This is a genomic window from Pseudomonas sp. FP453 (assembly GCF_030687495.1).
GTDB lineage: Bacteria > Pseudomonadota > Gammaproteobacteria > Pseudomonadales > Pseudomonadaceae > Aquipseudomonas.
In genome coordinates, this window is the sequence record NZ_CP117435.1 from 698,275 (window position 1) to 723,431 (window position 25,157).

Here is a 25,157-nt window from a genome sequence, read left to right on the forward strand (position 1 = left end):
CTTCAAAACCTCCTCGATCCCCCTGTGGGAACCGGTTCAAATGTGGGAGCTGGCTTGCCTGCGATGGCGGTGTACCTGATGCACCGCTATCGCAGGCAAGCCAGCTCCCACATAAAGCAGTCCGTGTCTGGGTTAGCGACCGAGATAGACTTCGATCACCCGCTCGTTTTCCTGCACCTGCTCCAACGACCCTTCAGCCAGCACGCTGCCCTGGTGCAACACGGTCACATGGTCGGCAATCGCGCCGACAAAGCCCATGTCGTGCTCCACCACCATCAACGAGTGCTTGCCCGCCAGGCGCTTGAACAGGTCGGCGGTGAATTCGGTTTCGGCGTCGGTCATGCCCGCCACCGGTTCGTCCAGCAGCAACAGTTGCGGGTCCTGCATCAGCAGCATGCCGATCTCGAGGAACTGCTTCTGCCCGTGGGACAGCAACCCGGCCGGACGCTGTACCGAGGCGGTCAGGCGGATGGTGTCGAGGACTTCGTCGATGCGGTCCTTCTGCTCGCCACTCAGGCGCGCGCGCAGGCTGGCCCACACGGACTTGTCGGTCTTCTGCGCCAGCTCCAGGTTTTCGAACACGCTGAGGGCTTCGAACACCGTGGGTTTCTGGAACTTGCGGCCGATGCCGGCCTGGGCGATCTGCACTTCGCTCATGCCGGTGAGGTCGAGGTTTTCGCCAAACCAGGCGGTGCCATGGCTGGGCCGGGTCTTGCCGGTGATCACGTCCATCAGCGTGGTCTTGCCCGCGCCGTTGGGGCCGATAATGCAGCGCAACTCGCCCACGCCGATGTACAGGTTCAAGTTGTTGAGGGCCTTGAACCCGTCGAAGCTGACGCTGATGTCTTCCAGGGTCAGGATGGTGCCGTGGCGCGTGTTCAAGCCCTTGCCGGCGGCCTGGCCAATACCGATGGCATCGCGGCCGCTGCCGGCGTCGAAAATAGGTTCCAGCATGACGTTCCTCATTTCTTCAGCAGCCCGATCACGCCCTTGGGCAGGTACAGGGTGACGATGATGAACAGCGCCCCCAGGAAGAACAGCCAGTATTCCGGGAAGGCCACGGTGAACCAGCTCTTCATGCCATTGACCACGCCGGCGCCGAGCAGCGGGCCGATCAACGTGCCGCGCCCGCCGAGGGCGACCCACACGGCGGCTTCGATGGAGTTGGTCGGCGACATCTCACTGGGGTTGATAATGCCCACCTGCGGCACATACAACGCCCCGGCCAAACCACACAGCACCGCGCTCAACACCCACACGAACAGCTTGAAACCACGCGGGTCGTAGCCACAGAACATCAGGCGGTTCTCCGCATCGCGCAGCGCCGTCAGCACGCGGCCGAACTTGCTTTGCGCCAGGCGCCAGCCGATGTACAGGCTCGTCACCAGCAGCAACACCGTCGCGACAAACAGCACCGCCCGGGTGCCCGGTTCGGTGATGCCAAAACCGAGGATGCTGCGGAAATTGGTGAAGCCGTTATTGCCGCCAAAGCCGGTCTCGTTCCTGAAGAACAACAGCATCCCGGCAAAGGTCAGGGCCTGGGTCATGATCGAGAAATACACGCCCTTGATCCGCGAGCGGAAGGCGAAGAAACCGAACACCAGCGCCAGCAACCCCGGCGCCAATACAACCAGGCACATGGCCCAGAGGAAGTGTTCGGTGCCGACCCAATACCACGGCAGTTCGGTCCACGACAAAAAGGTCATGAACGCCGGCAGCTCATCTCCGGACGCCTGGCGCATCAGGTACATGCCCATCGCATAACCGCCGAGGGCAAAGAACAAACCGTGGCCGAGGGACAACATCCCCGCATAGCCCCACACCAGATCCAGGGCGAGGGCGACGATGGCGTAGCAGAGGATCTTGCCCACCAGCGTCAGGGTGTAGGCGGAGACATGAAAGGCGCTGTCGGCCGGCAGCAGCGACAGCAACGGCAGCGCCAGCAGCAGGACCAGGATCACTGCACCCACGGCAATCGTCACCTTGGGCCCGGCTTTTTGCGTGGCGGTAAGCATCAATGGCTGGTTCATCAGTCGATCACCCGTCCTTTCAGTGCGAAGAGTCCTTGCGGGCGTTTCTGGATAAACAGAATGATGAGCGCGAGGATCAGGATCTTGCCGAGCACGGCGCCGATCTGCGGTTCCAGGATCTTGTTGGCGATGCCCAGGCCGAAGGCGGCCATGACGCTACCGGCCAACTGGCCGACACCGCCCAATACCACCACCAGGAAGGAGTCGATGATGTAGCTCTGGCCCAGGTCCGGGCCGACGTTGCCGATCTGGCTCAGGGCGACGCCGCCCAAACCGGCGATACCGGAACCGAGGCCAAACGCGAGCATGTCCACGCGCCCGGTGGGCACGCCGCAGCAGGCCGCCATGTTGCGGTTCTGGGTCACGGCGCGCACGTTGAGGCCCAGGCGCGTCTTGTTCAGCAGCAGCCAGGTCAGCACCACCACGCACAGCGCAAACGCGATGATGACGATGCGGTTGTACGGCAGCACCAGGTTGGGCAGCACTTGAATGCCGCCGGACAGCCAGGCGGGGTTAGACACTTCGACGTTCTGCGCACCAAACACCAGGCGTACCAGTTGGATCAGCATCAGGCTGATGCCCCACGTGGCGAGCAGGGTTTCCAGCGGCCGGCCATACAGGTGACGAATCACCGTGCGCTCCAGTGCCATGCCGATGGCGGCGGTGACAAAAAACGCCACTGGCAGCGCGATCAGCGGGTAGAACTCGATGGCCTGCGGCACATAACGCTGCATGAGCATCTGCACGACATAGGTGGAGTAGGCACCGAGCATCAGCATCTCGCCGTGGGCCATGTTGATCACGCCGAGCAGGCCGAAGGTGATCGCCAGACCCAGGGCCGCGAGCAGCAGGATCGAGCCCAGGGACATGCCGCTGAAGGCCTGGCCGAGGATCTCGCCGACCATCAACTTGCGCTTGACCTGGGCCAGGCTGGTTTCGGCGGCGGTGTGCACGGCGGCGTCGGTTTCCACGCCGGGGGCGAGCAAGGCTTCCAGGCGCGTGCGGGCCAGCGGGTCGCCGGTGTTGCCGAGCAAACGCACGGCGGCGAGGCGCACGGCCGGGTCGCTGTCCACCAGTTGCAGGTTGGCCAGGGCCAGGCTGAGGGCGGTGTGCACGTCCTCATCGGTCTCGCTGGCGACCTGCTGGTCGAGGAATTTCAATTGCGCGGGTTGCGCGGTTTTTTGCAGGGCTTGCGCGGCAGCCAAACGCACCTTGGGATCGGCTGCGAGCAATTGCTGGCTGGCGCGGACGTTGTCGATCAGGCCGCGCAGGCGGTTGTTCAGGCGCACGGTCCTGGTTTCGCCGTTGAGCGTGAGTTGGCCTTGTTGCAGGGCGTCCACCAGCTCGATGCGCGCCGGGTCGGGCTGGGCAGCCCAGTCTTGCAAAAGCTTGGCTTGTTGCGCCGGGTTGGCGGCGAGGAAATCTTCGGCGTCGCTGGCGTGTGCGGCGAAAGGCAGCAACAGCAGGGCGGCGAGGATGAAGCGGTACAGGGCAGTGGGCATAGTCTTGGGCCTTGCTCAAACTAATGTGGGAGCTGGCTTGCCTGCGATGGCGGCGACTCGGTGTGCCTGATGCACCGCTATCGCAGGCAAGCCAGCTCCCACAGGGATCGTGTCGGCCTCACGTGCCGACACCCCTCGGATCAGTTGCTCTTGACGGCGTAATCCGGCTTCTTGTCATTGCCCGGAATGTACGGGCTCCACGGCTGTGCACGGATCGGCTCATTGGTCTGCCACACCACCGAGAACTGCCCATCGGCCTGGATCTCGCCGATCATCACCGGCTTGTGCAGGTGGTGGTTGGTCTTGTCCATGGTCAGGGTGAAGCCCGACGGCGCGGCGAAGGTTTGGCCGCCGAGAGCCTCACGCACTTTGTCGACGTCGGTGGACTTGGCTTTCTCCGCCGCCTGCGCCCACATGTGGATGCCCACGTAGGTGGCTTCCATCGGGTCGTTGGTCACGGCCTTGTCGGCGCCCGGCAGGTTATGTTTCTTCGCGTAGGCTTTCCAGTCGGCGACGAATTTCTTGTTCACCGGGTTCTCCACCGACTGGAAGTAGTTCCAGGCGGCGAGGTTGCCCACCAGCGGCTTGGTGTCGATGCCGCGCAGTTCTTCTTCGCCCACGGAGAAGGCCACCACCGGTACGTCGGTGGCTTTCAGGCCCTGGTTGGCCAGTTCCTTGTAGAACGGCACGTTGGAGTCGCCGTTGACGGTGGAGATCACGGCGGTCTTGCCGCCGGCGGAGAATTTCTTGATGTTGGCGACGATGGTCTGGTAATCGGCGTGGCCGAACGGGGTGTAGACCTCTTCGATATCTTTATCCGCCACGCCTTTGGAATGCAGGAACGCGCGCAGGATCTTGTTGGTGGTGCGCGGGTACACGTAGTCGGTGCCCAACAGGAAGAAGCGCTTGGCGCTGCCGCCTTCTTCGCTCATCAGGTATTCCACGGCCGGGATGGCTTGCTGGTTCGGCGCTGCGCCGGTGTAGAACACGTTCGGCGACATCTCTTCGCCTTCGTATTGCACCGGGTAGAACAGCAGGCCGTTGAGTTCTTCAAACACCGGCAACACCGATTTGCGCGACACCGAGGTCCAGCAGCCGAACACCACGGCGACCTTGTCCTGGGTCAGCAACTGCCGGCCTTTCTCGGCAAACAGCGGCCAGTTCGACGCCGGGTCCACTACCACCGGTTCAAGCATCTTGCCGTTCACCCCGCCCTTGGCGTTGATCTCGTCGATGGTCATCAGCGCCATGTCTTTGAGCGACGTTTCGGAGATGGCCATGGTCCCGGACAGCGAATGCAGGATGCCGACCTTGATGGTCTCGGCGGCCTGGATGGTCCAGGTCATGCCCATGGCGGCAATGGATGCCGAGAGAGTGAAAGCCTTGATCAAGCTGCGACGCTTCATGGTGCAATCTCCGAGAACTCAACATTGTTATGAGGGGTGCAAGTCGAGGAGGTGATTGCAAGCGCTGTGCCTAGTCGGGAAACGGCATGAAATGGTCGTTTCGCCCGGGGCGACGAGGGGTTGGCGCACCATGAAATGGCAAGCCGGGCTGCCAGGTGCGCCGCAGTGCGCTACAACGGGGCGCGTTCAGCGCTTGCGCATCAGGCCGATGAAAAACAGCCCGCCGATGGCCGCCGTGGCCACGCCGATGGGCAGGTCTTCGGGGGCGATCAGGGTGCGTGCGGCCACGTCCACCCACACCAGGAACAGGCTGCCCAGCAGCGCACACACCCGCAACAAACGGCGATGTTCGGCGCCCACCAGACGCCGCGCGATGTGCGGGATCATCAGCCCGACAAAGCCGATGGAGCCGCTGATAGACACCAATACACCGGTCATCAGCGAGGCCACCAGGAACACCTTCAAACGCACCGTGCGGGCGTTGATGCCGAGGGTCACGGCGGTCTGCTCGCCGGCCATCAGGGCGTTGAGCGGGCGGGCCATGCCGACCAGCACCAGCAGCCCCAGCAGCACCGTCGCGGTGGGGATCGCCAGCAGTTCCCAGCGCGCCAGGCCCAGGCCGCCGAGCATCCAGAACATCACCGCCGACGCGGCGCGATGGTCGCCCATGAACAGCAACAGATTGGCCGCGGCCATCATCACAAACGACACAGCCACGCCGCACAGCAGCAGGCGATCACTCTCCAGGCGGCCATTGCGACTGGCCACCGCCAGCACCACCAGCATGCTTGCCAAGGCGCCGATGAAGGCGGCGATGGGCAAGGTCAGCAGGCCGACGATTTCACCCACGTGCAGCACCACGATCACTGCGCCCAAAGTGGCGCCGGACGTGACGCCCAGCAGGTGCGGATCAGCCAGCGGGATTGCGCGTGACGGCCTGCAACACCGCGCCAATCAAGGCCAACCCGGCGCCGACCAACGCGCCCAGCAACATGCGCGGCACGCGAATCAGACAGACGATATGTTCCTGCCCCGCCGGCCAATTCACCTCGCCGATGCCAAAGGCCTTGTGCAGCATGATCCGCCACACCACGTCCACCGGCACCCGCGCCGGTCCAAAGCCCAGCGAGAGGACGCAGGACACCAGCAACAGCGCAGCCAGGGCCGCGAGCAACAAGGCATAGCGACGGCTGATCATTCGCCGTGGAACCCCTTGGCCAGCGTCTCGACGGCCAGCACGTTGTCGATGCCCGGCGTGGCCTGCACATACGGGATCACGATAAAACGCTGGTTCTTGATCGCATCCACGCCTTGCAATGCGGGGCTGTTCAGCAGGAACGCCTGTTTCTGCTCGGCGGTGATTTCGCTGTAATCGACGATCACGATCACCTGCGGGTTGCGCTCTACCACGGTTTCCCAGTTGACGCGGGTCCAGCTGGCGTCCACGTCATCGAGGATATTGCGCCCACCGGCCGCCGCAATCAGCGCCTGGGGCATGCCCAGGCGGCCGGAGGTCATGGCGCGGTCTTCGCCGCTGTCGAAGAGGAACACGCGGGGTTTATCGGCCGGCAGGTCTTTTTGCACCTCATCGACCTGGGCCTGCATCTGCGCGATCAGGGTGTTGGCGCGGTCTTGCACGTCGAAGATCCTGCCCAGGTTGCGCAGGTCGTTATAGGTGTCCTCCAGTGTCGCGGCCGGGCGCTTCATCACGAAGGCGCAGGATTCGGTCAGCTCGTACACGTTGATGCCCAAGGGTTGCAGCGTGGCTGGCGTGAGGTCGCCGCCGACGCGCATGCCGTAGTCCCAGCCGGCGAAGAAGAAATCCACGTTGGCGTTGAGCAGGGTTTCTACCGAGGGATATTTGCTCGCCAGTTCCGGCAAACCGTCGAGGGTATTGGCCATTTCCGGCGTCACCGACTTCCAGCCGGTCACGCCGCTGTAGCCGGCCATGCGCGGCTTGAGGCCGAGGGCGAGCATCATCTGGGTCATGTTGATGTCGTGGCTGACGGCGTGCTTGGGCGCTTCCTGAAAGGTTACGTCGCGGTTGCAGCTTTTCACGGTGACCGGGTAATGGGTGGCCTCGGCGAAGGCTTCAGCGGCACCGGACAACAGGGCTACAGCCAGCAGGGAACGCAGGATCATGGTTGGGTTATCCAGGTGATTCGGGGGTGGTCGGACAAGGGATGGCGGTCGATCAAGGCTTCGACGCCAAACACTTCGCGCAGCAGTTCGGCGGTCAGCACTTCATGGGGCGTGCCGCTGGCGACGATGCGCCCGTGGTGGATCACGTACAGGCGGTCACAGAAAGCGGCGGCCAGGTTCAGGTCGTGGATGCTCGCCAGGGTGCCGATGTTCAGGCGCTTGACCAACCGCAGCAGCTCCAGCTGGTAGCGCGGGTCGAGGTGGTTGGTGGGCTCGTCGAGAATCAGCAATTGCGGTTGCTGGGCCAGGGCGCGGGCGAGGATCCCCCGTTGTTTTTCACCGCCGGAAAGGGTGGCGAAGGCGTGGTCTTCGAAGCCGTGCATGCCCACTGATTCGAGCGCGGTTTGCACCAGCTGCTGGTCGTGCAGCGTATCGCCATCGAACACGCCTTTGTGGGGCGTGCGGCCCATGGCGACCACTTCATCCACCCGTAGGCCGAAGGCATCGGGAAATTCCTGGAGCACCACGGCGATGCGTTGCGCGCACCATTTGGCGCTTTGCTTCCACACGTTCTGGTGGTCGAACATGACGTCGCCGCGCGCCGGCTGGGTAAAGCGATAGGCGCAGCGCAGCAGGCTGGTCTTGCCGCTGCCGTTGGGGCCGATCAGGCCGACGAACTCCCCCGCACCGACCTGCAGGCTGGCGTCACGCAGGTGGAACTGGTGATGGCAGTGGCCTGCGGGGGACCAATTGAGGTCAGTTAGGGTTAGCGATGTCATCAATACTCTCAGGTCCAACGCAGATCAAAACTGTGGGAGCTGGCTTGCCTGCGATAGCGGTGGATCAGGCAATACATCTCTGCCAGGTTGACCGCTATCGCAGGCAAGCCAGCTCCCACATGGGGCTCTGTGGTGTGTTCGGTTAGAAGGTGTAGTCCGCCGTGACGAAGAACGAGCGCGGTTCACCGAGGATCCACTGCTGCCCATCATTGTATTGGCTGACCGCATAGGTGCGATCAAACAGGTTATTCAACTGCAACCCCAGCGTGGTATTGCGCATCGCCTTCCACGACACCGTCGCATCCACCACGGTATAGCTCGGCAGCTCATTTTGATTAGCCATGTCGGCATACCGCGCATCCACATACCGCACGCCGGCACCGGCGCGGATGTCGTCGGTCACGGCCTTGCTCAGCCACAGGTTGGCGGTGCGGCGCGGTACGTCCACCGGGCGGTTGCCGTCGCGGGAGACTTGCACGCCGTTGACGTCCTGCTTGAAGTCGTCGTATTGCGCATGCACCAGCGCCGCGTTGGCTTGCAGGGCCCAGGCGTGGGGGCAGTTGCAGGTCGAGGCTGGCTTCCAGGCCACGAGAGGATTGCTGGCCGACTTGCTGCTGGCGGCTCGGGTCGCCCGGTACGTCGGTGAGCAGTTTCTTTTTGACGATGTGGTACGCGGCCAGGGTCCACTCGCCACGCTGGTCCCAGAAGGCTTGCTTGATACCGATCTCGGTTTGCTTGGCGGTGGACAGGTCGAACTGCTGCTGACCGGGGCTCAGGGAAATCAGGCCGCCGACGCCGTCGGTGCTGGTGGCGTACTGGCCGTAGAGCGAGGTGTCCGGGGTGATCGCGTAGACCAGGCCGGCTTTCCAGTTATTGCCGGTGAGGGTCTTGTCGGACTGCTCGCCGGTGCGCAGGTTGTCGCGGTCGACGTGGGCGCGTAGTCGCGACGGATGCCGGTGACCAGCGCCAGTTGATCGGTGAGTTGCAGGCGGTTTTCGGCGAAGCCGGCGACGGTTTTGGTGGTGGTGGCGAACAGCGGTTGGAACGCGCTGTCGCTTGCGAACTGGCCGGGTGCCGGATGGTTCACGTCGATGGGTTGGCCATCGGCAAAGCTGTCGGTGAACGGCGAGTTGCTGGCCAGGCGGAAGCGGATGCGGTTGTATTCCACGCCGCTCACGGTCTGGCTGTCGAGGCCGAACAGGGTGTGCTTGAAGGTGAACGTCTGGCGGTCGCCGACCTGTTCCTGGTTGTGCTTGATCCCGTAGTTGCCGCTGCGGGTGAGCTGGCCGTCGGTGAAGTTGTAGTTCTCGGCGTTCTGCCAGCGGCGCTGGTTTTTCAGGTAGAACAGCTCGTTGCTGGCGCTGACGTTATCGCTGATCTGCCACTCGCTGGTCAGGCGCGTCCACTGGTCGTTGTAGTGTTGGATGTCGTCGCGGACGTTGTAGTTTTTCTCGCGCAGGCCTTTGTGCAATTGGCCGTTGATCAGCGGCGTGCCGAAGTAGTTTTGCGGGCGCTGGTCGCCGTAATCGCTGGCGAGGGTGAAGCTGAGGTTGTCCGCCGCCTGCCAGCGCAGGGCGCCGCTGATGAAGTCGCTGCTGGATTCGCCACGGTCGATGAAACCGTTGCTGCGCAGGCGGTTGAGGTTGAGGCGATAGCTCAGGGTGTCGGTCAGCGAACCGCCGCTGTCGAGGGCCTGTTGCTGGCGGTCATAGGAACCGTAGCCGAGGCGGATGTGGTTTTCGATCTCGCCTTCGAAGGGCTTTTTCGGCAGGGTGTTGATCACCGCGCCGGTGGCGCCTTCGCCGTACAGCACCGAGGCCGGGCCGCGCAAAACATCCACGCGTTCCACTGCCCAGGTGTCCACCGGGAAGGTCGAGGTGCCCATGCCCATGTACATGCGGGTGCCGTCGTAGAGCTGCATCACCGAGCCCTGGCCGGTAAAGCCACGGGCCGACAGCGAGGTGCCGCCGTCGCCCGGCGTGCCGGTGCGGCTGATGCCGGTGGCGCGGGAAATCGCGTCCTGCACGCTGGCGTCGCCCCGTTCACGGATTTGCGCGCCGGTCTGGCTTTCGACGCTGCCGGGGGTTTGCAGGGCCGTGAGGTTCAGGCGCGAACCGGCGGTGGTCGGGGTCTTCAGGTCGATGTGTTCATCATCGACAGCCGGAGCGGTGACGGGGCTGGCGGGCAGGGTCAGGGCCTGGGCGCTGGTGTGCAGGGCGAGCAGGCACAGCCCGGACGCGAGGTACTTGTTCATCGGTTGATCAGTCTTCTTGGCAGGGTGCTCGCCGCAGGGCGCGGCGAGCAACGATAACGCAGTAAGTGTTATAAGTTAACACTTATTCGCTGCGCGGCAAAACGTCGCGCAAGGCTACAGAAGTGGTCTATGGCGGGCATCTCACGGGTTTCATGTCGAACCTGAGGCAGATTCATGTCGGTTGAAAAACCGTGACAGCACCAGGCGATCCAAGGCCCACACGAGGATCAACGACGCGCCCACCAACGGGAAAATTATCGCCAGGCCGAGCATGATCACCATCGCGGTTTTCCACTTCGGCAGGTCATGGCGCAGCGGCGGCACCCCGAGCTTGCCCTGGGGTTTGCGCTTCCACCAGATCACCACGCCGCTGACGGCGCTGAGCAGGATCATCAGGCAGATCAGCAACACGATCAGTTGGTTGACCCAGCCGAACATCTTGCCTTCGTGCAGCATCACCCCGGTTTCGGTGGCGCGGGCGACGGTGTTGTAGTGCTGCCAGCGCACATCGGCGAGGACCTTGCCGGTGTACTGGTCCACATGCAGGGTGGCGTCGTTGCGCGGGTCGTCGGCGAACACCGCGACGGTGAACACGCCTTCGGCGGTGGTGGGGAAGGTGATGCTGTAGCCGGGCTCGACCTTGCGTGCGTTGGCCAAATCCACCACCTGTTGCAGACGCAGGGTCGGCGCGGCGGGAGCAGAATGCATGGCGCCGTGGTTCATGTGCTCGGCGTGGTCGCCGGACATCGGCATCGGCGTGTTTTCCATGGCCCAGGGCACGGTCTGTTGGCTCGCGGTATTGAGCACGCGCGCCTGCTGGTCTGACTGCGGCACGTCGTTCCACATCGCGGCGGGGAATTTGTTCCACAGGTCGGCGTATTGCTTGCCCCAGAAGCCGGTCCAGGTCATGCCGCTGAGCAGCATCACCAGCAACAGCGCCGCGCCCCAGAAACCGGTGACGGCGTGCAGGTCGCGCCAGAGCACGCGGCCGCGACTGCTGAAGCGTGGCCACAACACACCGGCCGGCGATCTACCGCGCGGCCACCAGAGGTACACGCCGGACACCACCAACATCACGCCCCAACCGGCGGCGAGCTCCACCAGGCGGTCGCCGACGGTGCCGATCATCAGCTCACCGTGCAGGGCGCGGGCGATGGCTTGCAGGTTGTACTTGGCGTCCTGCTCACCGAGGACGCTGCCGCGATAGGGGTCGATGAATACCGTGAGTTCGCGGCCTTTGTCGTGCAGCACGAATTGCGCGCTGCGGGTGGCGGTCGCGGGCGGCAGGTATTGGCTGATGGCGGCCTGGGGGTAGGCGGCTTTGGCGCGTTGCAGTTGCTCGTCGGCGGTCAGCGCGTGTTCGGCGGCCGGGACGGTGAGCAAGTCGCCGTACATCAGCGGGTCGAGCTGGGGTTTGAACAGGTAGATGATGCCGGTCAGGGCCAGCAGCACCATGAAGGGGGCGACGAAGAGGCCGGCGTAGAAATGCCAGCGCCAGGCCAGGTTGTAGAAGGAAACTTTTGGGGTGCTCATCAGGGATGCTCCGCAAAGCTAGATTTATTGTAGTTAGTCAGGCCGCCATCGCAGGCAAGCCAGCTCCCACAGTTGGAATGCGTTTCCCTGTGGGAGCGGGCTTGCCCGCGATGCTTTTAGAAGCTCATGTCGACCTTGGTCCACAGCGTGCGACCAGGCTCCTTGATGGCCTGCGGGTCATTGGCCGGGTAGCCGAACCCGGCGTTGCCCGCCAGGTTCAAATGCTCGGCGTAGGCCTTGCCGAACAGGTTGTCCACACCGGTGCTGACCTTGAAGTTTTTGTTGATGCGGTACGCCGCGTTCAACGAGAACACGCCAAAGCCGCCGCTCTTGTCGTAGTCCTTGCCGACCACGTTGCCCTTGTTCGGGTCGATGCGGTTTTGTGCCGCGACCACCCGCCACAAGGCGCCGGCGCTCCAGTCGTCTTCGCTGTAGGTGAGGCCCAGGCGCGCGTCCAGCGGCGGCATTTGGGGCAGGGCCTTGCCGTCGCTGCTGTTCTTGCCCCAGGCGTAGGCGAGGGTGGCGTCGGTTTTCCAGTGGCGCGTCAGCTTGTACGCCGCGCCCAGTTCGCCGCCCATGATCCGTGCGTCGACATTGCGCGCCTGGGAGGTGGTGCCCATCATCCCAGGCTTGTAGTCGAACAGGATGAAGTCCTGCACGCGGCCGATGTAGCCCGAGGCCCAGGCTTCGAGGTCGGCGCTTTTGTACTGCGCGCCGAAGTCGAGTTGGGTGGTCTTCTCCGGTTTCACGCCGTCGAAGGCATTCACCGCACCCGCTGCGCCGGTGTTCGGCGAAAACAGTTCCCAGTAGTCGGGGAAGCGTTCCGAATGGCCCAGGCCGGCGTAGAGGGTGGTGGGGCTGTCGGCCAAGTCGTGTTCATAACGCACGAAGCCGGACGGCAAGGTGTCGGCGCGGGTGTTGTCGGCCGTCGGGTTGGCGCGGGCGCTCATGCCGGAGCCGGTGCGCTGGCGGAAATCCTTGGCCGAGGCGCGGTCCAGGCGCGCGCCGGTGATCAGGCGCTCGCGGTCGGCGGCGTACCAGGTGAGTTCGCCGAACACCCCGTAGTTGTGGAAGTTGGCGTCCTTGACCCGGGGCAGGTCCTTGTAGGTGTCGATGCCCATGCTGCTGCGCTGGCGGTGTTCGTTGGTCTGCGCATCGAGGCCGCTGATCAACTGCACATCGGCCCAGCGCCAGGTGGCCTTGATCCGCGCGCCAAGAGTGCGGCGGTCGACGTTGGACGCCATCGGCCCGGCCATCATCCCGGTGCCGGACGGCGTGCGCAGTGTGTAGTTGTCCATCACATGGTCGGCGTAGTTGTAGTAGACCTGGGCCTCGACCTTGTCCAGCACCTCGCCGATGTTGGATTTTTCGAAGCGCAACCCGAGGCTTTCCCGCAGGAACTGCGAGCCGTCCATGCCGCGTCCGGCGTAGCGCGCTTCGCCATCGCCACGGCCGGCGGTGAGTTCCAGCAGGGTGTCGGCGTCGGGGGTGAAGCCGACGGCCACGTCACCGTTCCACTTGTCGTAGCGCGAGGCGACGGTGTCGTTGTTGCCGTCCTTGTAGTCATCGGCGTGGGCCTGGTTGCCGATCACTCGCACATAGCCAAGCGGGCCACCGGCGGCGGCATCGATGACCTTGTCGAAGCGCCCGTTGGAGCCGGCCAGCACGCTGGCGTTGAGGCGTGTGCCCAACTCGCCGAACTGCTCCGGTTCACGTTCGAACAGGATGGTGCCGGCGGAAGCGCCCGGGCCCCAGAGCACGGTTTGCGGGCCTTTGATCACGGTGAGCTTGTCGTAGGTTTCCGGGGAAATGTACGAGGTCGGCGCGTCCATGCGGCCGGGGCAGGCGCCGAGCATCATGCTGCCATTGGTGAGGATATTCAGGCGCGAGCCAAACATGCCGCGCAGCACCGGGTCGCCGTTGGTGCCGCCGTTGCGCACCAGGGCAAAGCCCGGGATGGTCTTGAGGTAGTCGCCGCCATCGCTGGCGGGCACCGGTTGGCGCGGGTCCTTGGGGTTGGTGATCACGGTCAGCGGTGAGCTGGGGGCAATCGCGGTGATGACGGTGGGGCTCAGTTCGTTTTCATCGGCGTGAGCCAGTGGCACCAAGAGTGCGCCGCACAGAACGGCGAACACGGGGGTACATCCCAAACGGGAGTCAGCAGTAAACCTGGACATGACAAATTCCATCAATCAATCGTAAACAACACGGCCAGCAGCCTGCGGCTGTCTGTCTAAAGTCGGCCGGGGTGAAGTAACGCTGTGAAGTGCTTACGCGATGATGGGCGGCGCGCGGCTGCGGGCGCCGGGGAAGATGCTCTGCCGGGCATGTCCGAGGCGCGTGGCGGGGGTGAGGGCGGTGGCCGGCGATGGGGCGCCGAGGGTGAGCGTGGAAACGCCGCCGGGCAGGGCGGGGCAGCTGTAGAGCAGGTCGCAATAGCCGCACTTGGCCCAGAGGGCGTGGTGTTCGTCAGGGGCTTTGGGGTGATGGGATTCGCCGTGGTCCATCGGCATGTCCATGGACATGCTCATCGACATACCGGCGTGATGATCCATCGGCATCGCTTGGGAAATCAGCGGACCGATAAAGATCATCAGCATGGCGAACAGGCTGATCCAACTGCCGCGCGTTACGCGGGCGTGTGGCGACAACCTGGCGCGGGGGGCGCCCATCGAGTGTTGGCCTAGTGGGCGTGTTTATGCTCGTGGGCGGCCATCGGCGGCACCTTTTGCACCGACACTTCGACCTCGACCTTGCCGGCTTTTTCGAAGGTGAGGGTCAGCGGGAATTGCTTGCCGTCGGCCAACAGGCTGCGGTCTTTGAGGCCCAGCAGCATGACGTGGTAGGCCATCGGCGCGAAAGTCAGCTCGCCCTTGGCGGGCACGGCGACGTTGGGGACTTGCTGCATCTTCATCAGGTCGCCCTGCATGACGTGTTCATGCAACTCGGCCTTGTCGGCGACGGGCGTCTCGACGCTGAGCAGGCGGTCCGGCGTTTCGCCGGTGTTATGAATCACAAAGTACGCCGCCACCGTTGGCGCATTCGGCGGCAACTCCTGGGACCAGGGGTCGCTGACCAGCAGGTCGCCGGCCTTGTAGTCATCGGCATTGGCAGCACTGAACACCGGCAGCAGCAACGCGGCCAGAAGCAGGGAAGATTTGAGCATGGCAGTTCTCCAGAACGGTTCTAAACGCAGTTCACTTGCGAAGACATCAGGCCGTTGGAGAGGCGCGCGGGTTGAGGCTCGGCCATTGCTGGCGCGGGGTCGGGCTTTGCAACTGGGGCGGCGGCAAGCTTTGAGCGGTGTTGAATTGGGTGAGGTACAACTGCGGCACATGCCCCGGCAACGCCACCAACGGCGCGGAGCCCGAGCAACACCAGCAATGCTGCATGGTGGAGTGATCGTCCTGCTGCGGTGCCGGGATGTCCAGCTTGCCCAGGGCGATGGTCTTGAGCGTGGCGCCATTGGAGGAACAGAAACTGCCCCACAACAATTGCTGCACCGGGTCCTGGGATTGCTGCATCGCGCTGGCCATTGGCATGGCAAAGGCGTTGAACAGCACTGCAAGGCAGGCGATCCAGGCGATTGCAAAGCGTTGACGGGCCATGGCGGACAATCCGTAGGGTTAAACGATCAGGTGGGTATTTAGCCTGATCGTAGGGGATAAGTAAAAAGGGGTGGTGTGGTTTGGTGTCGCAGTGCTATCAGATCGCTGTGGCGTGAAGCTTGAGGCCCAGTGCTTTCATGACCTTCATGATAGTTGCGAATTCGGGGTTGCCAGTGGTGGATAGGGCTTTGTATAGGCTTTCGCGGCCGAGGCCGGCGTCGCGGGCGATTTGGGTCATGCCTTGGGCACGGGCGATGTTGTTCAGGGCCGTACGAATCAGCAGTCCATCCCCGCAATCCTCTTCGAAAGCGGCTTCAAGGTACTCGGCCATGTCCTCGGGGGTCTTGAGGTAGTCCGCGACGTCGAAATCTGTAAATTCAGTCATGGGTTACTCCTTTTTTCAAAGTCTTCAGCAATTTTCTTCGCGTGTTGGATGTCGCGCTTCTGAGTTGATTTATCGCCTCCTATCAGCAGTAGGTAAACCACATCGCCCTTACGCGTGAAGTAAATCCGATACCCAGGACCATAGTGGATGCGCATTTCTGATACGCCGTTTCCTACTGAAACGCAGTCTCCGAAATTGCCATACGTTGCGTTATCTAGCCTTGTCATTACGCGGGCGCGGGCAGGATTTCTGCGTAATGAAACGAGCCACTCCTGAAACTCCTTGGATTTCTTGAAATGAATCATCTCTGATCGTATTCCTTGGGATACACGATGGCAAGTTGCGACGCACTGCAAACGCAGGCATCCCCATTGCTGCTAGCTGATGCGAAACCGCATGGGGGAGGTTAGGGCGGGGACTTTTGGCTGAGCCAGCCAGCTGGTTCGGAAGTGTTTGTAGGTGGATTCGGCTTTTCCGACGAAAACCTGGCCTCCGCCAATGCGCTGAGCTGCGACCTGGCGTTTAATCTGGAAGGCTCGAAACGAGAGGAATTGCTCGGCGTTGCGCATTTGATTGAACTGGCGCAGTTGCTCGCGGATCGTGTGCGCGTCGCCTCTCCACTGTAAGAGCCGGCTTGCCGCCGATGAGGCCTTTGAAACTTGCAGTGAACATGTGGGCCTCATCGCTGGCAAGCCAGCGCCCACAATGGCATCGCGCCTTAGACTTCCCAACTCGCTTCGCGGATGTGATTGAAGTTCACGACATCCACGCAATGTTGATGAGCAAAACCAGCCACTCTAAGATCATCCGTCAAAACCAGATATTTATCTTTTGCGGCAGCGACAATGCCCACATCAGTAAGACCGTAGGGAGCCAGCTCATAGTCGCGACTTATATCCGAGGCCGGGTGATGGATTTCAATTATTGTTGATAGTGAATTTTTCAAAGTTTCATAGAAGTCGTGCAGCTTGCTCCCATACAGCCCATTTGTCAGGTTGCTGACTTCTGCAAGAATATGAGGGGTTGAGATAAGTTTTTCGAATTGATCAATCAGTTTGAGAAGAAGCTTGTAGTCATCATCGGTATAACCGCTTGTTCTCTTGAATTCCATGATGCTGGACGTGCCACCTATCAGTGCCAAGAGTAACAGGTTGGTGTCGACTATGATTCCCTTTCTTCGATATTGCTTTATATAAGCATCCATCATACTTCGCGGATCTTCATGGAGCGGAACTCACCCGTCTCCGAGTCGATAATGAAGGTTTTATATTTTCTCGAATACATTTGCCCAGCCAAGGTGGCACCTAACCGCTCATATTTATCAGGGTTTGGGGCGTTAAAGCCGAGTGTTATTGCCCATGTCTTGTTGTCGGGGCTCAACTCAACTTCTTCAAGCATCAGGTCCTGTAGCACAGTTTCTTGCCCGAGAAAGTCGTTTGCCGCCGCCTTGGCAACTTTCACCGCTTCTTTTACTTCTATCATGTCAGCCCCTGAATAGAGTTGAGTCTGGCTTGAACTGTTTTTGGAGTGTAGCACTTCATGTTGTGGGTTCATCGCCGTCCCTTGAGGTAACAAATAGAGTGGATAGAGGCTGGCGGATGATCCTGATCTATCGCATGAAATCTGCCAACGAATCGATTGTTTCTGCGGGCGACAAAAGCTCTCGATCCACCGCCGCCAACACCGGCCGCTTCAACACCAACACCGGCACTCCAAGCTCCCTTGCCACTTCCAGCTTCGGCTCCGTTGCCGTGCTCCCGCTGTTCTTGCTGATCAGCACATCAATCCCACGCCGCTCGAACAGCACCCGCTCATCCTCGATCAGAAACGGCCCGCGCGCGCCGATCACTTCGCAGCGCTCATTTCCCGGATACACATCCAGCGCGCGCAACGTCCAGAACTGCTCCGGCGGGATTTCATCAAGGTGCTGCAATGGCTCCCGCCCCAACGTGAACAACGGGCGCTTGAAGGGTTTCAACGCTTCAATCAACGACGTCCAATCACTGACCTCCCGCCAATCATCCCCCGCCTGCGGCTGCCACGCCGGGCGGCGCAAGGCCCAACAGGGCACGCCGCTCAACTGCGCGGCCTCGGCAGCATTGCGGCTGATCTGCGCTGCATACGGATGGGTGGCGTCGAGAATCAGGCCAATGCCCTCATCCCGGACAAACTGCGCCAAGCCCTCAGCGCCGCCATAACCGCCGACCCGCACCTGGCAGGTCAGGTCGGTGGGCACGCGCCCAACACCGGCCAAACTGTAGATATGTTCCGAGCCCAAGGTGCGGGCGATGGCCAGCGCTTCCGTCACGCCGCCCAGCAGCAGGATACGTTTCATAGTGGCTTGACCACTTCCAGCAACGTAATCGGCAACGCCTGCCGCCACGTATCAAACTCCCCCAGCGGCTGCGCCTGGGCCACGTGGATGCGCGTCAGTTCGCCGCCATGCCGGGCGCGCCAGTCCATCAGGGTCATTTCACTTTGCAGGGTCACGGCGTTGGCGACGAGGCGCCCGCCCGGCCGCAGGTGTTGCCAGCAGGTGTCGAGCACGCCCTCGCGGGTCACGCCGCCGCCGATGAAGATCGCATCCGGGGCTTCCAGGCTACTCAACGCCTCGGGCGCCTTGCCGCGAATCAGTTGCAGGCCGGGCACGCCGAGGGCGTCGCGGTTGTGTTCGATCAGGCCTTGGCGACCTTCGTCGGCTTCAATCGCCAGCGCGCGGCAACTCGGTTGCGCACGCATCCACTCAATCCCGATGGAACCGCTGCCCGCGCCCACATCCCACAGCAATTCGCCGGGCATCGGCGCGAGGCGGGCGAGGGTCATGGCGCGCACATCCCGTTTGGTCAGTTGGCCGTCGTGTTTGAATGCCGAATCGGGCAGGCCGGCCAGACGTGACAGGCGGGGTGTTTCGCCAGAGGCCACACAGTCGATGGCAACCAGATTCAAATCGGCGACTGACGCGTGTTGCCAATCCACAGCTCGCCCATCAAGACGCCGTTCATCCGAGCCGCCCAAGTGCTCAAACACAGACATGCGGCTCGGCCCAAACCCGGACGCGGCCAACAACGCGGCAATCAACGCCGGACTGCCGCCGTCATTGCTCAACACCAACAACCGCACGCCACTGGCCAGATGCGCATTCAACGCCGCCAACGGCCGCGCCACCACGGACAGCGTCACCACGTCCTGCAACGGCCAGCCCAAGCGCGCCGCCGCCAACGACACCGACGACGGTGCCGGCAGGATCAGCAGCTCATCCGCCGCCACCTGCCGTGCCAGGCTCGCGCCCACGCCGTAGAACATCGGATCGCCGCTGGCCAGCACGCACACGGGCTCGCCGCGCCGCGCCAGCAGCGGCTCCAGTGAAAACGGGCTCGGCCACACCTCGCGCGCGCCACGAATACACACCGGCAACAGGTCTAACTGGCGCTGAGCACCTATAATCCGCGTGGCGCGCAACAGGGCGTGCCGGGCATTGCGGCCCAGGCCCTTGAAGCCGTCTTCACCGATGCCTACAACCGTCAGCCAGGGCGACATAAAGATTCCTTGAGCGACATCCGACGGGCAGGCTTTTCATGCCGCCGGACAAAGCAGGCATAATACCGCGCCTTTACCCATCGACCGGTAGCCCCGTGAAACCATCGCCCGCTGTGAATACCTTGCGCCCCTCGGCTTGTCCGGGGTTGCTGCGTATTGTCCAGGCGTTGGACGGCGGCATTTGCCGGATCAAACTGGCCGGCGGTTCCATCACCGCCGCGCAAGCCCATGCGGTGGCGGACGCGGCCCAGGCCTATGCGGGCGGGGTGATCGAGGCGACCAACCGCGCCAACCTGCAGATTCGCGGGATCGGCAGCGAAGAGGGCGCGTTGATCGCCATGTTGCTGGCCGCCGACCTGGGCCCCAACAACGCCGCGGGCGACGACGTGCGCAACCTGATGCTCAGCCCCAGTGCCGGGATCGACCCGCAGATGCTGTTCGACACGCGCCCGCTGGCCGATCAGATCCTCGATACCCTGCAAGGCCATCCGCGTTTCCATGAGCTGTCGGCCAAGTTCGCCGTGCAACTGGATGGCGGCGAGGACCTGGCGATGCTTGAACATCACCATGACCTGTGGCTGTCGGCGTTCGTGCGCGATGGCCAGACGCTGCTTGCGTTTGGCCTGGCCGGTTGCCCGGGGCTGGATGCGCCGCTGGCTGCCGTGCCGCTGGAGCAAGGACATGCACTGGTGGTGGGCGTGTTGGAGGCGTTTCTCGACCTCGCCACGCCAGAGCAGACCCGCATGCGTCATCTGGCTGTGGATAAGTTATTGAGCCGCGTCAGCCTGCCGTTGCTACCGGCCGACGGCTTCAAACGCCCGCCCAGCGGCGCTTTGCTGCACCTCGGCACTTATCCACAGGTGCAAAAAAATCAGTTCTACGTGGCTGCCATCGCACCGTTGGGCCGCCTGGACGCGACGATGCTCAAAGGCGCTGCGCAACTGGCCAGCGACTACGGCGACGGCACGTTGCGCTTCACCCCTTGGCAAGGCGTGCTGCTGCCCTGCGTCGAAAAACCCCACGCCGTGACCGAACGCCTCATGCAGCTGGGCTTTCTGTGTTCAATCGACCAGCCCCTGGCGCGCATGACCGCCTGCACCGGCTCCAGCGGCTGCGGCAAGGCCCTGGCCGACACCAAGGCCGACGCCGTTCAGCTCGCCGCCCTGCAAGTGGAGCATGACGTGCACCTGTCTGGCTGCCCGCGCTCCTGCGCCGCCGCGCACACCGCGCCGGTGACCTTGCTGGCCGTGAGCCCCGGCCACTACGACCTCTATTTTCGCGATGCAGCCCAGCCCGGTTTCGGCCGGCTGCACGCGCATGCCCTTTCTATTGAAGCGACGGGCGCCTTGCTGCGCGCCCGCCCACGGAGCAACACCGATGATTGATTACATCCGCGACGGTCAGGAGATCTATCGCAACTCCTTCGCCATTATTCGCGCGGAAGCCAAGTTGGAGCGCATCCCGGCCGACCTGGAAAAACTCGCGGTGCGGGTGATTCATGCCTGCGGCATGGTCGACGCCATCGACGGCCTGCAATTCTCCGAAGGTGCAGGCAAGGCCGGGCGCGATGCGCTGGCCGCTGGCGCGCCGATCTTGTGCGATGCGCGGATGGTCTCCGAAGGCGTGACCCGTGCGCGCCTGCCGGCCAACAACGAGGTGATCTGCACCCTGCGCGACGACAGCGTGCCGGAGCTGGCGCGGGAGCTGGGCAACACCCGTTCCGCTGCCGCGCTGGAGCTGTGGCGCCCGCATTTGGAAGGCAGCGTGGTGGTGATCGGCAACGCACCGACCGCGTTGTTCTACCTGCTGGAAATGATTGATGCCGGCGCGCCGAAACCGGCACTGATCCTCGGCTTCCCGGTGGGCTTTGTCGGCGCCGCAGAATCCAAGGCGATGCTCGCCGCTGACAGCCGTGGCGTGCCGTTCGTGATCATGCAGGGCCGCCTGGGCGGCAGTGCGATGGCCGCCGCCGCGGTGAATGCCCTGGCCACGGAGGTCGAATAATGCAGGCGCGCGGACGTTTGATCGGCCTGGGCGTCGGCCCCGGCGACCCGGAACTGATCACCCTCAAGGCCTTGCGCCTGTTGCGTGAGTCGCCGGTGGTGGCGTACTTCGTGGCCAAGGGCAAGAAGGGCAACGCCTTCGGCATCATCGAGGACCACCTGGTGCCTCAGCAGACCCTGATGCCGCTGGTGTACCCGGTGACCACCGAAGCCTTGCCGGCGCCGATGTCGTACGAGCAAGTGATCAGCGACTTCTACGACGCCGCCAGTGTGGACGTGGCTGCGCACCTGGACGCCGGGCATGATGTGGCGGTGATCTGCGAAGGTGACCCGTTCTTCTACGGCTCCTACATGTACCTGCACGACCGCCTGGCCGAGCGTTACGACGCGCAAGTCATCCCTGGCGTGTGCTCGATGCTCGGCGGCGCCTCGGTGCTCGGCGCGCCGCTGGTGTATCGCAACCAGAGCCTGTCGGTGCTCTCGGGCGTGTTGCCCCATGACGATCTCAAGCGCCGTTTGGCCGATGCCGATGCGGCGGTGATCATGAAGCTGGGCCGCAACTTCCCGAAAGTGCGCCAGGTGCTGGAGGAACTCGGCCTGGCCGGGCGCGCGTTGTATGTGGAACGCGCCACCATGGCCAATCAGAAGATCGTGGCGCTGGATCAGGTGGATCCGTCGTCGTCGCCGTACTTCTCGCTGATCATCGTGCCCGGTGAACGGTGGCAAGGTTGATGAGCCCGGCGATTGTCATTCTGGGCCAGGGCAGCCTGGCCACTGCGCGCAAGATCCAGCAGGTTTACCCCGGCGCGTTGATCCACGGCTTGGCTACACGGGTTGAAGGCGCGGACCAGACCTGCAGCGAATTCGGCGCGACCCTGCGTCAGCTGTATCAACAGGGCACGCCGCTGATTGCGCTGTGCGCTGCTGGCATCGTGATCCGCACCCTCGCGCCGCTGCTGCTGGAAAAGGGCGAAGAACCAGCCGTGCTGGCCGTGGCCGAAGACGGCAGCGCCGTGGTGCCGCTGCTCGGTGGCCTGGGCGGTGTGAACGTGATGGCGCGGGAGATTGCCGCTGCGCTGGACGTGGCCGCTGCGATCACCACCAGTGGCGAGCTGCGATTTGGCACCTGCCTGCTCAACCCGCCAAGCGGTTATGAACTGGCCGACCTGGAGTTGGGCAAACGCTTCGTCTCCGACCTGCTGGCCGGCGCCAGCGTGCGCATCGAAGGCGCGGCTCCGTGGCTGGACCAGGCCGACTTGCCGCAGGATCAGCAGGCGCACCTGGCGATTCATGTGGGCAGTGCCGCGCGTGTGCCGGCCGCCAACGAATTGCTGATCTATCCGAAGAACGTCAGCGTGGCCTGCAAGCCGGGCGCGCAGTTGGCCGAGCGTGTGCGCTCGGCGTTGCATGACGCGGGCATTGCCGTGCAATCCCTGGCGTGCCTGTTGGCCAGCGACACGCAGATGGCCGAAGCCTCGTTGCATGAAGCGGCGCTGGAGCTGGGTGTGCCGCTGCGGTTTGCCCGCGTCAGCCAGGATGCCGATATCGTGGTCAACGTTGCCGAGCAGCCGTTGGACCTGTCCCAGGTCGGGCGTGTGCGCGGCCGTCTCGCCGTGATCGGCCTGGGCCCCGGCGCGGCCGAACTGATGGTGCCAGCGGTGAAGGCCGAGCTGGCCCGCTGCACCGACGTGCTCGGCTACGAAACCTACGTGCGCATGGCCGGGCCGTTCCGTGACGATCAAGTGCAGCACTGCACCGATAACCGCGAAGAAATGCAGCGCGCGCGCCACGCGTTCGAGCTGGCCGCCCAAGGCCGCTCGGTGGTGGTGGTGTCGTCCGGCGATCCGGGGGTGTTTGCCATGGCCGCTGCGGTGCTCGAAGCGTTGCATGAGTCCAGTGAGCCGGCGTGGCATCAGGTTGACCTGCAGATCCTGCCGGGCGTCTCGGCGTCCCTCGCCACCGCTGCCCAGGCGGGCGCGCCGTTGGGGCATGACTTCTGCGTGATGTCGCTGTCGGACAACCTCAAGCCCTGGTCGATCATCGAAAAGCGCCTGGACCTCGCGTCCCAGGCCGACCTGGCGCTGGCGTTCTACAACCCGATCTCGCGCTCGCGGCCGTGGCAACTGGGGCGCGCCCTGGAAATCGTCGCGCTGCATCGCACGCCGGAAACGCCGGTGGTGTTGGGCCGTGATATCGGGCGCCCGGGCCAGACCCTGCGCGTCACCACCCTTGGGCAACTGACACCTGAGCAGGTGGACATGCGCACCATGGTGCTGGTCGGCTCATCCACCACATGCGTGTTTCCGCGCGCCGGTGGCGGTGAATGGGTGTACACGCCGCGTTGGTACGGCGAGAAACCCGCCTCCTGAAAACAGCCTCGCGGCTGCCGGAAAGCTCCGAATGACCCAGGGATTCACCTGCGGTTGTCCGGGGCTTTTTCTTTTTTACGCAATGAAATCCGGAAGGCCCACAGCTACCCCGCGCGATTGCTGGGCGCTGGGTTTTGGCGGGTGGCGCCAAGCTATGTTTGTGGCGTGGAAAGCCTGGCGGCCACTGGACTAGTGTGAGGGCAAGCCCCATGTGGGGTGCTTGTGGAGAACTGAAAATGGAGCGACATCACAAAAGGATCATCAGTGCAAAACGGCGCAAGTTGATTGCCGCCTACAAGCTGCCAGGCTCGCCGGGAGCGAATAGCTCAGCGCCGGTGGACATGGCGGATGACAGTAATGCGGCGGTGGTCAACAACGGCGTGATCTCGTTCGTCGCGGGCATGTCGGCGTTGAATCGGGAATACATTCGCAAGAGCTACCTGCTGGCGAGCAGTTACGTCAGCGATGTGTTGAAGGTCCACCGAGGGACCGAAGCGTGGTACGACGAATTTATCAAGGTGATGATCAGCCTGGGCTGGCTGCCGCTGCGCAGCAGCTTTGAGCGGGTGGCCAGTTCCGGCAGGGGCCTGACGGTGCAACTGGCGGCGCTGAACATGATTGCCGCGATGCTGGCTTCCACCTCATTGGCCTCGCCGCTATTGGCGGCGTTGCCGAAGTTGGCGGCAGATGCGCTGGAGGCCATGAAACAGGCTCCGGCGTCCTTTGAGCTGTTCAAGCGCAACAGCACGGTGCAGGAGGGGGGCGACTTCGGCCTCGCGTCGTGCGCGCAGACCGATGGCGAAGTGACGATGGTGCTGGTGACCTACAGCACCCGTGGCGTGAGCAAGCAGGTCGGCCTGCCGTTCCTTGAGTGGGACAGCTCATCTTCCGAGGCTTTCAGCGGGCAGACCTGCCTGGTATTGAATACCTCGGTGGTCAATGAAAAAACCATCCAGCTGATGCGCGAGAGCGCGGGTGACAAGGTGCAGCTGGCCATCGCCAAATACCGGATCTAAGGCACCAGGTAGCCGCGCACCCCGGTAAAGATGATTTGCGCGGCGAGGGCGCACACGAACAAGCCCATCAACCGACTGACAATCTGCAAGCCCTGGTCACCGAGAATGCGTTCGATGCGGTTGGACAGGTACAACACCACACCCACCGTGAGGCTGGCCAGGGCGATGCTGAGGATGGCGGTGAGCTTGTCATCCCAGTGTGGCTGGCTGACGCCCATCACCAGCAGCGCACCGATGGTGCCGGGGCCGACGGTGAGGGGGATGGTCAGCGGCACGATGGTCACGTCCTGCTGCACGTTGTCGCTCTGCACCGCCGACTTGCCTTGGGCCATGCCCAGGGCGGAGATGAACAGCACACTGCCGGCGCCGATGCGGAACGCATCCACGGTGATGCCGAACACACTGAAGATCACGCGACCGAACAGGTAGAGCAGCACGCTCGATACCAGGGTTGCCAAGGCGACTTTCCAGGCCAGGCGCCGCCGTTCTTTGTTGGAGTAGCCGCGGGTGAGGCTGATAAAGCAGGACAGCACGAAGAACGGGCTGTAGAGCACCAGCATTTTCAGGTAGACGCTGAATAACACGTGGAGCAT

The 25,157-nt window shown here is 63.2% G+C and carries 25 protein-coding genes and 2 pseudogenes; 6 read left to right on the forward strand and 21 right to left on the reverse strand.

Going from position 1 to position 25,157, the window contains the following annotated elements; all coding sequences use genetic code 11:
- Window positions 1-132: 132 nt before the first annotated feature.
- The 16 genes and pseudogenes from urtD to PSH87_RS03095 form a co-directional block, all read right to left on the reverse strand.
- A complete protein-coding gene (urtD, locus tag PSH87_RS03025; RefSeq protein WP_026137014.1) occupies window positions 133-966 on the reverse strand; it encodes an urea ABC transporter ATP-binding protein UrtD in 834 nt (277 codons plus the stop codon).
- On the reverse strand, window positions 963-2,030 hold the full coding sequence (gene urtC, locus PSH87_RS03030) for an urea ABC transporter permease subunit UrtC (protein WP_305432458.1): 1,068 nt from the start codon (window positions 2,028-2,030) through the stop codon (window positions 963-965). The genes urtD and urtC overlap by 4 nt, the downstream gene beginning before the upstream one ends.
- Window positions 2,030-3,532 carry an urea ABC transporter permease subunit UrtB gene (urtB, locus tag PSH87_RS03035; protein ID WP_305432460.1) on the reverse strand — a complete coding sequence of 501 codons (1,503 nt, stop codon included), beginning with the start codon at window positions 3,530-3,532 and terminating at the stop codon, window positions 2,030-2,032. The genes urtC and urtB overlap by 1 nt, the downstream gene beginning before the upstream one ends.
- A gap of 140 nt (window positions 3,533-3,672) precedes the next feature.
- The gene (gene urtA / locus PSH87_RS03040; protein WP_305432462.1) at window positions 3,673-4,938 is read right to left on the reverse strand and encodes an urea ABC transporter substrate-binding protein; all 1,266 of its coding nucleotides are present in this window, start codon (window positions 4,936-4,938) and stop codon (window positions 3,673-3,675) included.
- 186 nt (window positions 4,939-5,124) lie between these two features.
- Window positions 5,125-6,136, reverse strand: a pseudogene (locus PSH87_RS03045) (FecCD family ABC transporter permease).
- Window positions 6,133-7,080 (reverse strand): ABC transporter substrate-binding protein, encoded by a 948-nt coding sequence (locus tag PSH87_RS03050; RefSeq protein ID WP_305432464.1) that lies wholly within the window; start codon window positions 7,078-7,080, stop codon window positions 6,133-6,135. The pseudogene PSH87_RS03045 and the gene PSH87_RS03050 overlap by 4 nt, the downstream one beginning before the upstream one ends.
- On the reverse strand, window positions 7,077-7,859 hold the full coding sequence (locus PSH87_RS03055; RefSeq protein ID WP_305432466.1) for an ABC transporter ATP-binding protein: 783 nt from the start codon (window positions 7,857-7,859) through the stop codon (window positions 7,077-7,079). Before PSH87_RS03055 ends, PSH87_RS03050 begins: the two co-directional genes overlap by 4 nt.
- 142 nt (window positions 7,860-8,001) lie before the next feature.
- Window positions 8,002-8,448, reverse strand: coding sequence for a TonB-dependent receptor domain-containing protein (locus PSH87_RS28750; RefSeq protein WP_370695290.1), 447 nt, complete (start codon window positions 8,446-8,448; stop codon window positions 8,002-8,004).
- Between the two features lie 31 nt (window positions 8,449-8,479).
- Window positions 8,480-10,113, reverse strand: a pseudogene (locus PSH87_RS03060) (TonB-dependent receptor); the annotation flags it as partial.
- Window positions 10,114-10,263: 150 nt separating this feature from the next.
- Complete coding sequence (locus tag PSH87_RS03065) at window positions 10,264-11,646, reverse strand: PepSY domain-containing protein (RefSeq protein ID WP_305432468.1); 1,383 nt, start codon at window positions 11,644-11,646, stop codon at window positions 10,264-10,266.
- A 116-nt stretch (window positions 11,647-11,762) separates the two neighbouring features.
- Window positions 11,763-13,823 carry a TonB-dependent copper receptor gene (locus PSH87_RS03070; RefSeq protein WP_305432470.1) on the reverse strand — a complete coding sequence of 687 codons (2,061 nt, stop codon included), beginning with the start codon at window positions 13,821-13,823 and terminating at the stop codon, window positions 11,763-11,765.
- Between the two features lie 93 nt (window positions 13,824-13,916).
- Window positions 13,917-14,318, reverse strand: a complete 402-nt coding sequence (locus PSH87_RS03075; protein ID WP_305432472.1) for a DUF2946 domain-containing protein — start codon at window positions 14,316-14,318, stop codon at window positions 13,917-13,919.
- A gap of 11 nt (window positions 14,319-14,329) precedes the next feature.
- Complete coding sequence (locus tag PSH87_RS03080; RefSeq protein ID WP_017738518.1) at window positions 14,330-14,812, reverse strand: copper chaperone PCu(A)C; 483 nt, start codon at window positions 14,810-14,812, stop codon at window positions 14,330-14,332.
- Between the two features lie 46 nt (window positions 14,813-14,858).
- A complete protein-coding gene (locus PSH87_RS03085; RefSeq protein ID WP_017738519.1) occupies window positions 14,859-15,254 on the reverse strand; it encodes a DUF2946 domain-containing protein in 396 nt (131 codons plus the stop codon).
- A 97-nt stretch (window positions 15,255-15,351) separates the two neighbouring features.
- Window positions 15,352-15,639: an addiction module antidote protein gene (locus PSH87_RS03090; RefSeq protein ID WP_207043650.1), complete on the reverse strand. Its 288-nt coding sequence runs from the start codon at window positions 15,637-15,639 to the stop codon at window positions 15,352-15,354.
- Window positions 15,636-15,944 (reverse strand): type II toxin-antitoxin system RelE/ParE family toxin, encoded by a 309-nt coding sequence (locus PSH87_RS03095; RefSeq protein WP_185705212.1) that lies wholly within the window; start codon window positions 15,942-15,944, stop codon window positions 15,636-15,638. The genes PSH87_RS03090 and PSH87_RS03095 overlap by 4 nt, the downstream gene beginning before the upstream one ends.
- A gap of 144 nt (window positions 15,945-16,088) precedes the next feature.
- On the opposite strand from PSH87_RS03095, the gene PSH87_RS03100 reads away from it, so the two are divergent.
- Window positions 16,089-16,265: a hypothetical protein gene (locus tag PSH87_RS03100; protein ID WP_305434387.1), complete on the forward strand. Its 177-nt coding sequence runs from the start codon at window positions 16,089-16,091 to the stop codon at window positions 16,263-16,265.
- 92 nt (window positions 16,266-16,357) lie between these two features.
- Here PSH87_RS03100 and PSH87_RS03105 read toward each other — a convergent pair whose 3' ends face one another.
- From PSH87_RS03105 to cbiE, 4 genes are read right to left on the reverse strand one after another with little or no spacing between them, the layout of a single operon-like run.
- On the reverse strand, window positions 16,358-16,846 hold the full coding sequence (locus PSH87_RS03105; protein WP_305432482.1) for a PIN domain-containing protein: 489 nt from the start codon (window positions 16,844-16,846) through the stop codon (window positions 16,358-16,360).
- Complete coding sequence (locus PSH87_RS03110) at window positions 16,843-17,193, reverse strand: hypothetical protein (RefSeq protein WP_305432484.1); 351 nt, start codon at window positions 17,191-17,193, stop codon at window positions 16,843-16,845. Before PSH87_RS03110 ends, PSH87_RS03105 begins: the two co-directional genes overlap by 4 nt.
- A gap of 55 nt (window positions 17,194-17,248) precedes the next feature.
- A complete protein-coding gene (locus PSH87_RS03115; RefSeq protein ID WP_305432486.1) occupies window positions 17,249-17,974 on the reverse strand; it encodes a cobalt-precorrin-6A reductase in 726 nt (241 codons plus the stop codon).
- Window positions 17,971-19,176: a precorrin-6y C5,15-methyltransferase (decarboxylating) subunit CbiE gene (gene cbiE, locus PSH87_RS03120; protein ID WP_305432488.1), complete on the reverse strand. Its 1,206-nt coding sequence runs from the start codon at window positions 19,174-19,176 to the stop codon at window positions 17,971-17,973. The genes PSH87_RS03115 and cbiE overlap by 4 nt, the downstream gene beginning before the upstream one ends.
- A gap of 38 nt (window positions 19,177-19,214) precedes the next feature.
- On the opposite strand from cbiE, the gene cobG reads away from it, so the two are divergent.
- The 5 genes from cobG to PSH87_RS03145 all read left to right on the forward strand — a co-directional run bounded on the left by cobG (window position 19,215) and on the right by PSH87_RS03145 (window position 24,564).
- Window positions 19,215-20,561 carry a precorrin-3B synthase gene (cobG, locus tag PSH87_RS03125; protein ID WP_305432489.1) on the forward strand — a complete coding sequence of 449 codons (1,347 nt, stop codon included), beginning with the start codon at window positions 19,215-19,217 and terminating at the stop codon, window positions 20,559-20,561.
- Complete coding sequence (locus PSH87_RS03130; protein ID WP_017738525.1) at window positions 20,554-21,180, forward strand: precorrin-8X methylmutase; 627 nt, start codon at window positions 20,554-20,556, stop codon at window positions 21,178-21,180. Before cobG ends, PSH87_RS03130 begins: the two co-directional genes overlap by 8 nt.
- A complete protein-coding gene (locus PSH87_RS03135) occupies window positions 21,180-21,911 on the forward strand; it encodes a precorrin-2 C(20)-methyltransferase (RefSeq protein ID WP_305432490.1) in 732 nt (243 codons plus the stop codon). Before PSH87_RS03130 ends, PSH87_RS03135 begins: the two co-directional genes overlap by 1 nt.
- Window positions 21,911-23,548, forward strand: coding sequence for a precorrin-3B C(17)-methyltransferase (cobJ, locus tag PSH87_RS03140; RefSeq protein ID WP_305432491.1), 1,638 nt, complete (start codon window positions 21,911-21,913; stop codon window positions 23,546-23,548). Before PSH87_RS03135 ends, cobJ begins: the two co-directional genes overlap by 1 nt.
- A gap of 236 nt (window positions 23,549-23,784) precedes the next feature.
- Complete coding sequence (locus tag PSH87_RS03145; RefSeq protein ID WP_017738528.1) at window positions 23,785-24,564, forward strand: hypothetical protein; 780 nt, start codon at window positions 23,785-23,787, stop codon at window positions 24,562-24,564.
- On the opposite strand, the gene PSH87_RS03150 is transcribed toward PSH87_RS03145, so the two are convergent.
- Window positions 24,561-25,157 (reverse strand): MarC family protein, encoded by a 597-nt coding sequence (locus PSH87_RS03150; RefSeq protein ID WP_017738529.1) that lies wholly within the window; start codon window positions 25,155-25,157, stop codon window positions 24,561-24,563. The two genes, PSH87_RS03145 and PSH87_RS03150, sit on opposite strands and share 4 nt — an antisense overlap.